Source organism: Bradyrhizobium sp. HKCCYLRH1030, assembly GCF_051168395.1.
Classification (GTDB): Bacteria; Pseudomonadota; Alphaproteobacteria; order Rhizobiales; family Xanthobacteraceae; genus Bradyrhizobium.
The window spans coordinates 70,178-82,627 of record NZ_JBNPUY010000003.1; the positions used below are offsets into that span (position 1 = coordinate 70,178).

The 12,450-nt window shown below is 61.8% G+C and carries 10 protein-coding genes and 1 pseudogene; 6 read left to right on the top strand and 5 right to left on the bottom strand.

The features are described from left to right. Window positions 1-13 precede the first annotated feature (13 nt). From ACQR1E_RS10620 to ACQR1E_RS10630, 3 genes and pseudogenes are all read left to right on the top strand, one after another. Window positions 14-538, top strand: a pseudogene (locus ACQR1E_RS10620) (phage terminase large subunit); the annotation flags it as partial. Between the two features lie 412 nt (window positions 539-950). Continuing rightward, a complete protein-coding gene (locus ACQR1E_RS10625; RefSeq protein WP_316195800.1) occupies window positions 951-1,412 on the top strand; it encodes a GNAT family N-acetyltransferase in 462 nt (153 codons plus the stop codon). A 193-nt stretch (window positions 1,413-1,605) separates the two neighbouring features. Next, the gene (locus ACQR1E_RS10630) at window positions 1,606-2,868 is read left to right on the top strand and encodes a CaiB/BaiF CoA transferase family protein (RefSeq protein ID WP_315712958.1); all 1,263 of its coding nucleotides are present in this window, start codon (window positions 1,606-1,608) and stop codon (window positions 2,866-2,868) included. 55 nt (window positions 2,869-2,923) lie between these two features. On the opposite strand, the gene ACQR1E_RS10635 is transcribed toward ACQR1E_RS10630, so the two are convergent. After that, window positions 2,924-3,652, bottom strand: a complete 729-nt coding sequence (locus ACQR1E_RS10635) for a CBS domain-containing protein (RefSeq protein ID WP_315753506.1) — start codon at window positions 3,650-3,652, stop codon at window positions 2,924-2,926. 162 nt (window positions 3,653-3,814) lie between these two features. Here ACQR1E_RS10635 and ACQR1E_RS10640 point away from each other — a divergent pair, with 162 nt between their 5' ends. Beyond that, a complete protein-coding gene (locus ACQR1E_RS10640) occupies window positions 3,815-4,177 on the top strand; it encodes a hypothetical protein (RefSeq protein WP_315712955.1) in 363 nt (120 codons plus the stop codon). Between the two features lie 209 nt (window positions 4,178-4,386). Continuing rightward, window positions 4,387-6,060 carry a PHA/PHB synthase family protein gene (locus ACQR1E_RS10645; RefSeq protein ID WP_409977959.1) on the top strand — a complete coding sequence of 558 codons (1,674 nt, stop codon included), beginning with the start codon at window positions 4,387-4,389 and terminating at the stop codon, window positions 6,058-6,060. Between the two features lie 40 nt (window positions 6,061-6,100). Here the strand turns inward: ACQR1E_RS10645 and ACQR1E_RS10650 are convergent, their stop codons facing one another. Together ACQR1E_RS10650 and ACQR1E_RS10655 are read right to left on the bottom strand one after the other, a co-directional pair. After that, window positions 6,101-7,645, bottom strand: a complete 1,545-nt coding sequence (locus tag ACQR1E_RS10650) for an AAA family ATPase (RefSeq protein ID WP_315712951.1) — start codon at window positions 7,643-7,645, stop codon at window positions 6,101-6,103. Window positions 7,646-7,667: 22 nt separating this feature from the next. Next, on the bottom strand, window positions 7,668-8,657 hold the full coding sequence (locus ACQR1E_RS10655; RefSeq protein WP_316169865.1) for a zinc-dependent alcohol dehydrogenase family protein: 990 nt from the start codon (window positions 8,655-8,657) through the stop codon (window positions 7,668-7,670). A gap of 251 nt (window positions 8,658-8,908) precedes the next feature. On the opposite strand from ACQR1E_RS10655, the gene ACQR1E_RS10660 reads away from it, so the two are divergent. After that, window positions 8,909-11,602 carry a bifunctional acetate--CoA ligase family protein/GNAT family N-acetyltransferase gene (locus ACQR1E_RS10660; protein ID WP_316169726.1) on the top strand — a complete coding sequence of 898 codons (2,694 nt, stop codon included), beginning with the start codon at window positions 8,909-8,911 and terminating at the stop codon, window positions 11,600-11,602. Window positions 11,603-11,640: 38 nt separating this feature from the next. Here ACQR1E_RS10660 and ACQR1E_RS10665 read toward each other — a convergent pair whose 3' ends face one another. Both ACQR1E_RS10665 and ACQR1E_RS10670 read right to left on the bottom strand, forming a co-directional pair. After that, window positions 11,641-12,147: a phage holin family protein gene (locus ACQR1E_RS10665; RefSeq protein ID WP_315712946.1), complete on the bottom strand. Its 507-nt coding sequence runs from the start codon at window positions 12,145-12,147 to the stop codon at window positions 11,641-11,643. Then, window positions 12,148-12,417, bottom strand: coding sequence for a hypothetical protein (locus ACQR1E_RS10670; RefSeq protein WP_315825128.1), 270 nt, complete (start codon window positions 12,415-12,417; stop codon window positions 12,148-12,150). Between the last annotated feature and the right edge of the window lie 33 nt (window positions 12,418-12,450).

Genomic DNA, 12,450 nt, shown 5'->3' on the forward strand with positions numbered 1-12,450 from the left:
CCTCACCGCAAGAGTGTTCGAGCCACTGCTCGCGCCGGCTCGCTACAAGGGCGCGTTCGGTGGGCGTGGCTCGGGCAAGTCGCACTTCTTCGGCGAACTGCTGGTCGAGACCTGCCAGGCCGATCGAGGTACGCTCGCCGTCTGCATTCGCGAGGCGCAACGCACCTTGGCGCAATCATCCAAGCGGCTGATCGAGGACAAGATCGCGGCGCTCGGCCTCGGCCAAGGCTTTCGGTCGTTCAGCGACCGCATCGCGACGCCGGGCGACGGGCTCATCATCTTTCGCGGCATGCAGGATCACACCGCGGAATCGATCAAGTCGCTGGAGGGATTTCGCATCGCCTGGATCGACGAGGCACAGACCCTGAGCGCGCGCTCGCTGGCGCTACTGCGGCCGACGATCCGCGCGCCGCGCTCGGAACTGTGGGCGAGCTGGAATCCGCGCCGCAAGTCGGATGCCGTCGACGATTTCCTGCGCAGCCGCAAGCCGGACGGGGCGGTCGTGGTGAAGGCGAATTGGCGCGACAACCCGTGGCTTCCGGCGGTGCTTGACGAAGAGCGCCGACTCGACCTCGCGCTCTATCCCGACCGTTACGAGCACATTTGGGAGGGCGACTACGTGCGCGCGTTCGAAGGAGCCTATTTCGCCGATCTGCTTGCGCAAGCGAAGCGCGACGGGCGGATCGGCAAGCTGGCGGCGGATCCGCTGCTGCCGTTGCGCGCCTTCGTCGATATCGGGGGCGCCGGCGCCACAGCCGACGCGTTCACGATCTGGATCGTGCAGTGGGTCGGCAACGAAATGAGAGCCGATTTCCAGCACCTGCGGCGCTGGCGCAAGAGCGTGGAGCAGGCTCAGAGCTATACGTTCAAGGCCGTCATCACGGTCATCGCGACCGGTCTGATCGGTGCGATCTGGCTCGGCATCAAAGTCGTGCTCGGAAGGTGATGCCGTGCCAGCCAGGATCTCACGGCGAGGCCGCCGCTTCCGCATCAGGGAGGTCGACGCTTGCGAGCCTGACGTCCTCGACACCTTGAAGGAGCTCCATGCGCGCGCATTCCTCGATTGCGCGCCTCTGCCCGATTTCGAGAGCGGACAATGGTGGATATCGACCGAGCTCGGACGGCCCGTCGCCTTTGCCGGAATGGTGCCGTCATCCCTCGGCAAAGGCATAGCCTATCTTTCGAGGGTTGGTGTTCTCCAAGAGCGCTGTGGTTACGGCCTGCAGCGGCGGCTGATGCGTGCGATCGAACTGCGCGCGCGTCGCTCGGGCCTGGATTGCATCGTTTCGGACACGACCTGCAACATCGTCTCCGCGAACAATTTCATTCGGTGCGGATATGTGTTGTTCCAACCGGGCCGGCCCTGGGCCTGGGGGAACTCGCTCTATTGGCGCAAGATGATCGGCCGGTGAGCTGTCGACCGACGCCTTATGCGGATTGCATTGCGCTGCAGCAGAATTAAGCCGGTCCGACAGCTCTGACCCGGGCCTTTTTTTGCGGCTGTCGTTGAGCTAACCATGCGTTGTCGGACGTTGGAGACAAGCCGCGCCCGGCAGTTAACGGAAGATCGCTTCAGACGATCAAAGCAGCGGGAAGGACTCTGGGATGCCGGCCGAGGTCACCCTGCCAGAGCGTGCGCCACGGCCGCCTGACGCGCCAACCGCGCTGGCGGGTCTGCTGGTGATCGACTTCACGCGCGTTGTCGCAGGGCCGGCGTGCACACAGACGCTGGCCGATTTCGGCGCCGAGGTGATCAAGATCGAGCAGCCGCTCACGGGAGACGATACCCGCGCATACGAGCACGCCGAGCTCGGCGGAGAGAGCGCGGCGTTCCTCAGCCTCAATCGGAACAAGCGCGGCATGGTGTTGGATCTCACGATACCGCAGGCCAGAGACGTCGCTCGTGCGCTGATCGCCAAGGCCGACATCGTCGTGGAGAATTTCTCGTCGTCCGTCATGGAGAGGTTCGGGCTGGACTATCAAACGCTGTCCAGCACCAATCCCGGGCTGATCTATTGCTCGATCTCGGCCTACGGACGCTCAGGTCCATTCGCGTGGCGATCAGGGTTCGATCCAATCACCCAGGCGGAAAGCGGGTTCATGTCCCTCAACGGTTTCGCCGACGGTCCGCCGGTGCGGACCGGTCCTCCGATCGTTGATCTGGCCACCGGCATGTCCGCCTGCAATGCCATCCTGCTGGCACTTGCCGCCCGGCAGCGGCTCGGTCGCGGGCAGCACGTCGAAGTGGCGCTGTTCGACATCGCCTTGGCGATGACGGGCTTCTCCGGAATGGCGTATTTGATGAGCGGCGTGAACCCCACGCGAACGGGCAATTCGCCGAACGACTCTCCGACGGTCGGCGTCTTTGAAGCGTCAGATGGCCCGCTCTACATCGCATGTGCCAACGATCGACTCTACCGCCGGTTGGCAACGGAGGTACTTGGTCGTCCGGATCTCCTGAGCGATCCTCGCTTTGCCACGCGAAGAGCGAGATGGGTCAACCGTGCGCAACTGCGCGGCCTCATCGCCGACATCCTTGCCGCGGAACGGATGGATGTCTGGATATCTCGGATGAACCAGGCTGGAGTTCCGGTTGGACACGTTCGAACGGTCGAGCAGGCGTTCAACGCGGCCGAGGTCCGGATGCGCGACCGCACCTGTCGTATTCCGCACCCGACGGCAGGCTCGATACCCAACGTCGAGCCGGCAATCACCATGAAGCTCACACCGACCGTCGAGCCCACGGCGGCGCCGCGGCTGGGAGAGCATACGGCCGCAATTCTGCGCGACAGGCTTCGGTACACCGAGCAGGAGATCGAAGCCCTGCGTCAGGTAGGGGCGTTCGGACGCAACGATCCGGGAGCCTAAGGCATCGTCACTGGTGCCGGACACGGAAGAAGAGCGGCAGCGTCCTCAGCAGCCATCAGCCGGCTTTGGCCATCTCATCGTCTTCCGGTGAGTTCAGATACATGCCCGACATGGTGTCGACCCAGCACAGATGATCATGCACCTTCTTGACGCCAGAGATGTTCTCGGTGGCAACGATCGCCGCCTGCCGCGACCGCTCTTCGGTAATGACGCCGCTCAGATGAACGATACCGTCCTTGACGATGACGGACAATCCGAACGGGCACCAGTCGTTCTTCTCGAGGGCGTCGATCACGCGGTTGCGGATGTGATCGTCGTCGGCCGTTGGATCTGGAACCTGCCGCCCGAGCGCGGCAACCGCTTGCAGCAGGTTCGCCCGTGACACGATGCCGATCACCCGGTCTCCCTTGACCACGGGCAACCGCTTCACGTGGTTCTTTTCCATCAGTTCCACGATCTCAGCCAGCGCGGCGTCTTCGGTGATCGTCAAGGGAGACTTGGTCATCACCTCTGACACTTTGCGACCATGCTCGTGGACGAAGTCGGCGGCCGACTTTCCGGGCCCGAGAATGAATCGCAGCCAGCGGCCGCGCTTTCGCCCAGTGCCGATCTCCGTTCGGCGAATGAAATCGCCTTCCGAGACGACGCCCACCAGCTTCCCGCCGGGGTCGACCACTGGAAGGCCGCTGACGTGCCGTTGAAGCATGATATTTGCCGCATCCACGATGGAAGTGTCAGGGGTGACAGTGATGACGGGACGGGTCATGATCTGATGGGCGCGCATGGCGAACTCCAATGTCAAAAGCTAAGAAAAAGTAACCCGCTGCGACGGTCTTGAATTGACGCAGGTCAAAGGAGATGCCGCCGCCGTCATTGACGCAGCTCAAGGTCTTGGCATTGAATTGCAGCTATAAGGCAATCTGATCCAGCGCGAGGAGAGGTGCCTATGTCCGAGTTCTCCGGGACCAAGATCCTGGCCGACGAAACGGCCGAACTGTCCGAACGTGTCGCTCTCTCCAACAAGCACGCACTTGAGCTGCTAGTTGGTTCGCAGCAGATCGTCATGGAGGAGGTTCTGTTTGCCAGCAACGAAGTGCTGGATCGCGCGCGCACGGAGACGCATCTGCTGGCCGAGTTCGTGTCGAAGCTGGCTGGCGTGCATTCCGTGACGGGAATCCAGGCGATGGTTCAGGAATGTGGACGGCATCAGATTGATTTCGTCAGGCGGGATTGCGATCGACTCTTCAAGCACGGGCAACGCCTGATTGATGCCAGCGTGAATCTTATGGGGCAACGGTGGCGAAACTGAAGAGTGCGGGTGTGTCGCGTCTCGAGGCGCGGGAGCGTGAGAGAACAACCGACAACGACCGGAGCAAGGCCGTTGTCTCCGTAGAGACCTCTTTGAAGCCGGCGGGGGGGCTCGCTGCATCGAACGCAAGGTCGCTCTGTCAGGAAGCCGACGCGGGCTCCGGGGCATTTCGGCGCGAGGACCACGAGCTGGACAAGGCGTTCAGCGCGATGCTGGCTCGACTCACCGCGGGGATATCGCCGGCTGCTCTGTCGATGGCGTATCTGGATTGGGTTTGCCATCTGGCGGCTGCGCCTCAGCGTCAAATCGAGATCGTCCGAGACGCCTGGAACGGCGCGAAGCTGGTTGCCGAACGGTCATTGCATTTTGCGGATCCCAATCGCGGTCCTTGGGATCTGATCAGGCCGCAGGCCAACGATCATCGCTTTTCCAAGCCGCAATGGACGGCCCAACCGTTCAACTTGTTCGCCCAGGCGTTCCTGCTCGGAGAAGATTGGTGGCACAAGGCGACCACCGGCATTCGTGGTGTCGACCCCGCCAACGAAGCCGTCGTTGACTTTTCAATTCGTCAACTGCTCGACATTTTAGCGCCATCGAACTTTGCAGCGACCAACCCGGAAGTTCTGGAAAGGACGTTTCAAAGCGGTGGCGAGAACCTGATCTTCGGCTGGCAGAACTGGCTCGCCGATATCATGCAGGTGATGCAGCCGGGAAAGATATCGAGCAATGGTGAGTTCGTCGTCGGCAAGACTGTCGCGACCGCACCGGGCAAGGTTGTGCTTCGCAATCAGTTGATTGAGCTGATTCAATACATGCCGACGACCGAGAAGGTGCGACCAGAGCCGGTCCTGATCGTACCGGCTTGGATCATGAAGTATTACATCCTGGATCTGTCGCCGCACAATTCGCTGGTCCGATACCTGACCGACCAGGGCTTTACGGTTTTCATGATCTCCTGGCGAAACCCCGGAGCGGAAGACCGGGATCTTGCGTTTGACGACTACCGCTCGCTGGGCGTCATGGCTGCCCTGGACATGATCGGAACGATCATTCCGAATACGCCGGTCCATGCCGCAGGCTATTGTCTCGGGGGAACGCTTCTTTCGATCACGGCGGCAGCCATGGCACGGGATGGCGACCAGCGTCTGAAGACAATCACGCTGTTTGCGGCCCAGACCGATTTCACGGAAGCGGGAGAGCTGACGCTCTTCATCAATGAAAGCCAGGTCGCCTTTCTCGAAGACATGATGTGGGAGCGTGGATATCTCGATACCACCCAGATGGCGGGCGCATTTCAATTGCTGCGCTCCAACGATCTGATCTGGTCTCGTGTCTCGCGCGACTATCTTCTCGGCGAGCGCGCAAACCCGAGCGACTTGATGGCATGGAACGCAGATGCGACGCGGCTGCCGTATCGGATGCACTCCGAATATCTGCGCAAGCTCTTCCTGAACAACGATCTCGCCGAGGGGCGGTATCGGGTCGAGGGGAAGCCTGTTTCGCTCTCCGATATCCACACGCCGATGTTCGTCGTCGGGACGCTGCGTGATCACGTTGCGCCTTGGAAATCGACGTACAAGGTCCATTACGAGGTTGATGCTGACGTCACTTTCGTGCTCGCGAGCGGCGGCCACAATGCCGGCATCGTGTCGCCGCCGGGCGAGCAGGGGCGCTCCCATCAGATGCGGACCAAGGCTGCCGACGCTCCTTATCTCGGGCCGGACGAGTGGCAGAGCAGCTCTCCAAAGCTGGAGGGATCGTGGTGGCCGGCCTGGACAGCATGGCTCGGACAGCAGTCGGGAGCGCCGGGCGCGCCGCCGCAACTCGGGACAGATCGTTCGAATGATCTCGGAGACGCGCCGGGCGACTACGTGCACACGTGATCGCCGCATGTTGCGGCCAAGGAGCACCATCCCGTCGGGCTTAGGCGCTGGCCCGGAGCAATGAAAGGCTTCGGTCCAATGTCGTCTCAGCCGTGCCTGACGCATCGACCTGGAGCCAATCGAGACCGCCGATATCGTAGTGTTCCTGATCCTCGGCAACCCCGACCGTTGCATCGGACGCATCGGCGACTCGATGGTGAATCCGCTCCTGCCGGCTGCGCAAATCTGCAACGAGGAAGAGGCCGGCAAAGGGCACCTTCAGCCGTTTCGCGAGATCATGGATATCCTGCCGTTCATCCGAACGTGCAAACACGGCGTCGACGATCACCGTGAAACCTTGTGAGAGCACGCGGCTGGCCCGCGTCGTCAACTCTCGATAGACTCGTGCACTCGATTCCGGTGTATAGGCCTCAGCTGGGAGGCGTTCGGTTTCCTTCACGCCAGACAGTTGCTTGCGCAGCACATCGCTGCGCAACACGATTGCTCCCGGTGGAGGAACCAAGAGAGGAGCGAGAGCCCGGGCGAGCGCAGATTTCCCCGTTCCCGACAGGCCTCCGACCGCGATCATCCTCGGCTCCGCCGGCCGAATCAGGCTGCGCGCAAGTTGAAAGTAGCTCTCTGCGGTCTCGATCGTTGTGGAGCGATCTGCGTCCGAGTGTTCAGCATCAAGGCGGTCGAACCTTGCGACAAAGACTTGTGCACGGATGGCGGCCCGGATCGCCATGAACAGAGGCAGAGCAGCCAATCCTCCGGTCTGGTCGGGCGCCGCGGTCGAGAGGTAGCGGTTCAAGAGGTGGCTTGCAGCGACCGGCTGCGCGAAGTGCAAGAGGTCCATCAGTGGAAAGGCGAGGTCGTACAGGACGTCGATCGTGGCTATTCGGTCGTCGAACTCGATGGCGTCGAACAGCACCGGCTTGTCGTCAATGAGGACAATGTTGGCCAGATGGAGGTCGCCATGGCAGCGTTTCACGTGCCCGTCCTTTGCACGTTGCTCGAGCAGGGGGCGGAGCCGCGCGAAGGCCGAGTGGCAAAGGACGCGGAGTTCTTCGACCTCCGTTTCGCCAAATCGCGAGACTGTCCGAAAGCTGGCGACGAATGCGTCGATCCAGATTGGAATGGAGTCCGTCCACAGATTGGAGGAGCTCCGAACGGCGACTGCATGCGACGCCGCGATCGTCTCTGCCAGACGCTCGCCCAATCCGACGTCCAACTGCTGGCGGCGAGAAAGATGATCAAGCGTCTGGCTGTCATCGAAGCGACGCATCTCGACGGCATATTCGACCGGAGTGCCGGATCCACCGACATCGAATGACCCGTCTGGCGCCTTGGTGATGGCGACGACACGCAGATAGATGTCCGGAGCAAACGGGTGATTGATCTCCATTTCCTTTACGCACGCGGCCTTGCGCCGATCGAGCGTCGAATAGTCCAGAAATGGCAGCCGAACGGCGCGCTTGATCTTCAGGGCGCGGTCGCCGATCAGAAACACGGAAGCCGCGTGCGTGTCGATCCGGCGGACACCTGGATGTCGGGCGGTATTGCCCAAGAAGGAGAAGACCAGTTCCTGATCGGATGGTGATGCCATGGGCGGTGTTGCCGCGTTCAATTCAAAAGTCCGGGATGAGCACCGCCGCGCCGACGACGTCACCCCGCCTCAGGCGAGCCAGAACGTCATTTGCGTCGGACAGCGGATAGGGCGTCGTATGGGTCCGTATTTGAGCCTGCTGCGCGACTCGCAGGAAATCGAGACCGTCTTGCCGCGTCAGGTTGGCGACGGACACCACCTGGCGTTCTCCCCAGAGGAGGGAATACGGGAACGTCGGAATGTCGCTCATATGGATACCTGCGCAGACCACCCGGCCGCCCTTCCGAACAGCCCGCAGAGCGGCCGGAACAAGCTCGCCAGCCGGCGCGTAGATGACGGCCGCGTCCAGAGCAACATCGGGACGCTGGCCCGCCGCTCCGGCCCATGTGGCGCCAAGTTGGCGCGCCAAATCCTGCGCAGCCTCGTCGTGCTCGCGGGTGAACGCATAGATCTGGCGCCCCTGCCAGCGGGCCACCTGGGCAACGATGTGACCGGCCGCGCCGAATCCGTAGATGCCAAGCCTCTCGGCGTTCCCTACCATGACCAGGGATCGCCAGCCGATCAGGCCGGCGCACAACAGCGGTGCGGTGGCGATGTCGTCCTCCAGACCTCCGAGCGGGAACGCATAATTTGCGTCGACGACGGTGTGGGTCGCATAGCCGCCATCGCGCGTATAGCCGGTAAACGTCGGCTGGTCGCAGAGATTTTCCATACCAAGTGCGCAGAACGTGCAGTGGCCGCATGTATGCCCCAGCCATGGAATTCCGACCCGCTCGCCGAGCCTGTGCGTCGTCACACCAGGACCAATCTGATCGACATGACCGACGATCTCGTGTCCGGGGATGATCGGATACCGGATGTCGGGAAGCTCACCGTCGAACACATGCAGGTCAGTGCGACACACACCGCATGCCCTGACCTTGACGCGGATCTCACCGGGACCAGGATCGGGGTCCGCGAGTGTCTCGGGCTGCAGAGGCGCTCCAGGCTTTCGCAGAACCATCGCTCGCATCGGAGATGCCTCCCGGACGAATTTGCAGGGTAATAAGATAATCAGCCCGGCAATCGTTTGATGCTCATCAAGGACTTGGTTCGAATACTGCGGCCTACCGAGCAGAGCCGGCAGGTGCGGTCGGGGAACGGAGCGGTATTGCATCCGTCACTATGCTGGGATGATAAGTCGCGCTAGACCCGCTGCGGATTGAAACTAAGATCAATCTCCGGGATTCACCCGCCTTTCACCAACTGATGTTGGACGTGCAAATGTCGACCTACCGATTGCGGAACCTGCTTTTGCCTCGCTCCATCGCTCTGATCGGAGGGAGTCCGCGACCGAACTCGGTAGGGAAGGCCATTCTCGACAATATCGTCAAGGCGCGGTTCGAGGGCAAGCTTGGCCTGGTCAATTCCCGCTATCGGGAAATATCCAACATCGCAGCCGTTGGCAGTCTCGCCGAATTGGCGTTTGTGCCGGAACTTGTGGTGATCACGACGCCACCCCCTTCGATCCCGGATCTCATTCATCGCGCAGGCGCGTTGGGGACGGCAGGGGCTCTGATCATTACCTCGGGTCTCGGGCATGGAGAGGGGTCGCTCGCTGACCAGGCCGAGAAGGCAGCGCAGAAATACGGCATGCGTCTCATTGGGCCGAACTGTCTCGGCATCATGATGCCGACCATCAAGCTCAATGCGAGCTTTTCGGCGCACATGCCGGTTGCAGGCAGCCTGGCGCTCATTTCACAGTCCGGCGCTATCGCGGCGGGGATGGTAGATTGGGCTGCTCAGCGCGGTGTTGGGTTTTCTGGAATCGTCTCGATCGGCGATCAGTTGGACGTCGATCTCGCAGATCTACTGGACCACTTCGCGCTGGACGGTGGGACCCGCGCGATCCTGCTCTACATCGAAGCCGTCAAGGACGCTCGAAAGTTCATGTCCGCGGCGCGAGCGGCGGCAAGGGTCAAGCCGGTTGTGGTCGTGAAATCGGGCCGCGGTGCCGTCGGTGCGCAAGCTGCGGCGACACATACGGGCGCGCTGGCGGGAGCGGATGCCGTCTACGATGCGGCTTTTCGCCGGGCCGGCGTTCTGCGGGTCTCCGATCTGCGCGAGTTGTTCGACTGCGCCGAAACGCTGGGGCGCGTGGAGTCGCCCATGGGCAAGAGGCTCGCCATTCTCACGAATGGCGGCGGGATCGGCGTGCTCGCCGTGGATCGACTGGTCGAGCTCGGAGGCGTGCCTGCCGCACTTTCACCGGTCATCCACGACAAACTCGACGCCATCCTGCCGCCGACCTGGTCCGGATCCAACCCGGTCGACATTGTCGGCGATGCCGACGCCGCACGCTACACGCTCGCGCTTGAGGCGCTGCTCGCCGATCGAGCCAACGATGCAATTCTCGTCATGAACGTTCAGACCGCGATTGCATCCGCGAGCGCCATTGCCACGGCTGTCACCGAGTTCGTCAGTACCTATCGAAAGCAGCACCGGCGCTGGGCAAAGCCGGTTCTGGCGGCATGGGTCGGTGCGGAGCAGTCGGTCATCGAGACCTTGAGCGGGGCAGGAATTCCGAACTACCCAACGGAGGATGATGCCGTTCGCGGCTTCATGCATCTCGTTCGTCATCGGGAGGTGGTCGAATCGCTTGCCGCTGTGCCGCCGGCCATGCCGAGCTCTTTTGCGCCTGACGTCGAGGCAGCCCGCAGAATTGTAGCGACAGCCCTCGCCGACGGGCGGACCTGGCTCGATCCGGTCGAGATCAGTCGCCTGCTGGAGGCCTATGATATTGCGATGGTGCCGACGTTCGCTGCGTCCTCGGTCGACGAGGCGGTCGGATATGCGGAGCAGTTGTTCGCTCAAGGCACAACTGTCGTGCTCAAGATCTTGTCGAGAGATATCATTCACAAATCCGACGTCGGCGGTGTCGTGCTCAATCTCACTACGGCCGAGGCCGTGCGTAACGCCGCGAACGAGATCATGGCCCGCGCGAAGGCCGTTCGGCCCGACGCACGGATTTCCGGCGTGATCGTGCAAGCCATGATCGTCCGCGCCAAGGCGAGGGAGCTGATCATGGGCATTGCCGACGATCCGACCTTCGGAACCGTGATCGTGTTCGGCAGGGGCGGTACCGCCGTCGAGATTATCAACGACAAAGCGCTCGGTCTGCCTCCGCTCGATCTCCATCTGGCGCGAAACCTCATCGAGCGGACGCGCGTCTCACGATTGCTGCGCGCCTATCGTGATGTCCCAGCGGTCAAGCCCGATGCAGTCGCACTGGTGCTGGTCAAGCTTGCGCAGCTTGCAGCAGACGTTCCGGAGATTCGCGAACTCGATATCAATCCGCTGCTCGCCGACGAGAGCGGCGTCATGGCCGTCGATGCGCGCGTCGCCGTCGGCAGGGTTCCGCCGAAATTCAAAGGCTCTGGTCCGTCGAATTTCGCCGTTCGGCCCTATCCGAGCCAATGGGAACGGCATCTCCAGGTCAAGGACGGCTGGCGGATCCTTGCGCGGCCGATCCGACCCGAGGATGAGCCAACCATTCATGAGTTCCTCAAGCATGTCACTGCGGAAGACCTGCGTCTTCGATTCTTTGCTCCAATGAAGGAGTTCACGCACGAGTTCATCGCGCGCCTGACGCAGCTCGACTATGCGCGCGCGATGGCTTTTGTGGCTCTCGATGAAGCGACAAACGAACTGGTCGGCGTCGTGAGGATTCACTCCGACTCGGTTTACGAGAGCGGGGAATACGCGATCCTGTTGCGGTCGGATCTCAAGGGACGCGGACTCGGCTGGGCATTGATGCAGCTGATCATCGAATACGCCAAGTCGGAGGGCCTGAAGATGATCTCCGGCGACGTCCTGCAGGAGAATGTCGTCATGCTGGAGATGTGTAGGAATCTCGGTTTCGAGGTCAAAACCGATCCAACCGAGCGCGACCTTTGCAATGTCAAACTCAGGCTCTAAGCTCAGATCTTCGGTGTCCTCTCACCCGGTCCATCGGTTCAGGTCGGATGGTGGTCGTCATTGGACGGCGGACTCGCCGCCTCGCCTTCGGAAGCGCCATGCGAGCGGAGAGTTCTGATGATCATCGTCGCAATGGGAACGATGAGCAGCGGAATGAGGCTGTTGAGCGGATGGTTGACCACGCTCGAGATTCGGGACTGCAAAGCTCGTGCTTCCAATTGCAGCGAGTCCATCGCCGAGGAGTGAATCTCGTTGGCTAGTTCGAGTTCCCGGCCGGACGGTGCACGGGATGCGATGATCAGCAGGATCGCCGCAATCGCGATATTGCAGGCTCCGAGTGCCGCGGCTGCCACGACCGCGGAGGTGACCTGGACCAATGCAAGATAGGCCGCCAGCTCGAACATCAGGAGGCCAAAGACGGCGATCAGCGCCGCAAAGGCCCGGAGGCCAAGCCCGACGAGCAAGTGCCGAAGCCTGATGTCGGCAATGACCCGGTCCGTCCGCCAGAGAAGGCGTAAATGTTTAACGACATTTTCGGTATCCACTTAAGTTCTCCGCAGCAGGAGGCCAACGGCAAGCCCGAGGGCGAAGGCCGAAGCCGTCGCCACGATCGGACGATCCCTGATCATTCGTTCCACCTGAACGTCTGTCTCGCTTAGACGCATGTCTAGCGCCTCGATCGCTGCAGCGAGCATTCCGGCGGCTGGTTGCGCGTCCGGGTTGTCACGCGGCGTACCCGCGCCCCGCAACAGCTGGCTTAGCTCTCGCGTCAGGCTCTCCAGCTCGGTCCGGAGGGGCGTCGGGTCGATGGCCATGTTTTGTCCTTGCGTCAAAATCACTGTAGAACG

Coding starts and splice junctions, on each gene's coding strand:
- ACQR1E_RS10630 (WP_315712958.1), top strand. CDS start 1,606: ATGCCGGCCGAGGTCACCCTGCCAGAGCGTGCGCCACGGCCGCCTGAC.
- ACQR1E_RS10635 (WP_315753506.1), bottom strand. CDS start 3,652: ATGCGCGCCCATCAGATCATGACCCGTCCCGTCATCACTGTCACCCCT.
- ACQR1E_RS10640 (WP_315712955.1), top strand. CDS start 3,815: ATGTCCGAGTTCTCCGGGACCAAGATCCTGGCCGACGAAACGGCCGAA.
- ACQR1E_RS10645 (WP_409977959.1), top strand. CDS start 4,387: ATGCTGGCTCGACTCACCGCGGGGATATCGCCGGCTGCTCTGTCGATG.
- ACQR1E_RS10650 (WP_315712951.1), bottom strand. CDS start 7,645: ATGGCATCACCATCCGATCAGGAACTGGTCTTCTCCTTCTTGGGCAAT.
- ACQR1E_RS10655 (WP_316169865.1), bottom strand. CDS start 8,657: ATGCGAGCGATGGTTCTGCGAAAGCCTGGAGCGCCTCTGCAGCCCGAG.
- ACQR1E_RS10660 (WP_316169726.1), top strand. CDS start 8,909: ATGTCGACCTACCGATTGCGGAACCTGCTTTTGCCTCGCTCCATCGCT.
- ACQR1E_RS10670 (WP_315825128.1), bottom strand. CDS start 12,417: ATGGCCATCGACCCGACGCCCCTCCGGACCGAGCTGGAGAGCCTGACG.